This is a genomic window from Oleiphilus sp. HI0043, assembly GCF_001634935.1.
In genome coordinates this window covers 1-895 of record NZ_LWEY01001640.1, presented here as the reverse complement: position 1 = coordinate 895, position 895 = coordinate 1, and the positions used below count along the sequence as shown (strand labels likewise).

The 895-nt window shown below is 44.0% G+C and carries 3 protein-coding genes; 2 read left to right on the top strand and 1 reads right to left on the bottom strand.

The features are described 5' to 3' along the window. A partial coding sequence (locus A3729_RS24920) for a M3 family metallopeptidase (RefSeq protein ID WP_231877499.1) occupies positions 1 to 238 on the top strand: 238 nt, incomplete at its 5' end. Next, entirely contained in the window at positions 235 to 483 is a 249-nt protein-coding gene (locus A3729_RS24915; RefSeq protein ID WP_082865221.1) for a YheV family putative zinc ribbon protein, read from the top strand. The genes A3729_RS24920 and A3729_RS24915, both read left to right, overlap by 4 nt. A 21-nt stretch (positions 484 to 504) precedes the next feature. Here A3729_RS24915 and A3729_RS24910 read toward each other — a convergent pair whose 3' ends face one another. Then, the gene (locus tag A3729_RS24910; RefSeq protein ID WP_068510893.1) at positions 505 to 846 is read right to left on the bottom strand and encodes a hypothetical protein; all 342 of its coding nucleotides are present in this window, start codon (positions 844 to 846) and stop codon (positions 505 to 507) included. Positions 847 to 895 lie beyond the last annotated feature (49 nt).

Below are 895 nucleotides of genomic sequence, written 5' to 3'. Positions count from 1 at the left end.
ATTTGCTGGTGGCTATTCGGCGGGTTATTACAGTTATAAGTGGGCAGAAGTCTTAGCAGCAGATGCGTTTTCCCGCTTTGAGGAAGAAGGTGTCTTTAACGTGCAAACGGGTAAAGACTATAAAGAAAAAGTGCTCGAAGTAGGTGGTTCAATTGAAGCGATTGATATGTTTACCAGCTTCCGCGGTCGTAAGCCAAGTGTTGAGCCATTGCTTAAGCAGGCGGGAATCAAGGTATGACGCAGAAGATAACCAAGCGCTTTATCGCAGGTGCCGTATGCCCTCGTTGCGGTGAGATGGACAAGTTAGTGACGTATTCATCTGATGAAGGCACCTTTAAAGAGTGTGTCGCCTGCGACTTTACTGAGAAGCAAATAGCACAAGTTGAAATGTCAGAGCTTGATACGCGGGTTAATCATATCCCCTCAGGCCCTGATGACGAGCAGGCTCAGATAGTCCAGATTGTTGAGCTTAAGCCGAAGTAATTGTTCGCTTGAGCTAGGCCACTAAACTTCAGATTGTCCCTCTAATATAGCGATTATATTGGATAAGGCTTCCCTCATATCAGCCATAGTTTGTGTGCGTTTGATAATGGTAGGAAGCTGATCTTCCAAATTAGTTAATTTCGGAGGGATACGTCGAATGCCTTCGGTAATAAATTCATAGGGATAATGGTGGTCTTGTATGCTGAGCTTATTAAGCTCGGCAATTTCCTGGGAAAACTGGCTAATAATGTCATAGATAATGTCTTTGTGTTCGAGTGAGGACGCCTCCCAGTAAGCCGCATCCAATAGCTCGTGAAACGCGAGAAACTCATTCATAACATTTGAAATGGCAGGTTTAGGCATGACCTTTGGCTCCTGAGAACATCAGTTTTGACATATTTGTATATAAGAA

Coding starts and splice junctions, on each gene's coding strand:
- A3729_RS24910 (WP_068510893.1), bottom strand. CDS start 846: ATGCCTAAACCTGCCATTTCAAATGTTATGAATGAGTTTCTCGCGTTT.
- A3729_RS24915 (WP_082865221.1), top strand. CDS start 235: ATGACGCAGAAGATAACCAAGCGCTTTATCGCAGGTGCCGTATGCCCT.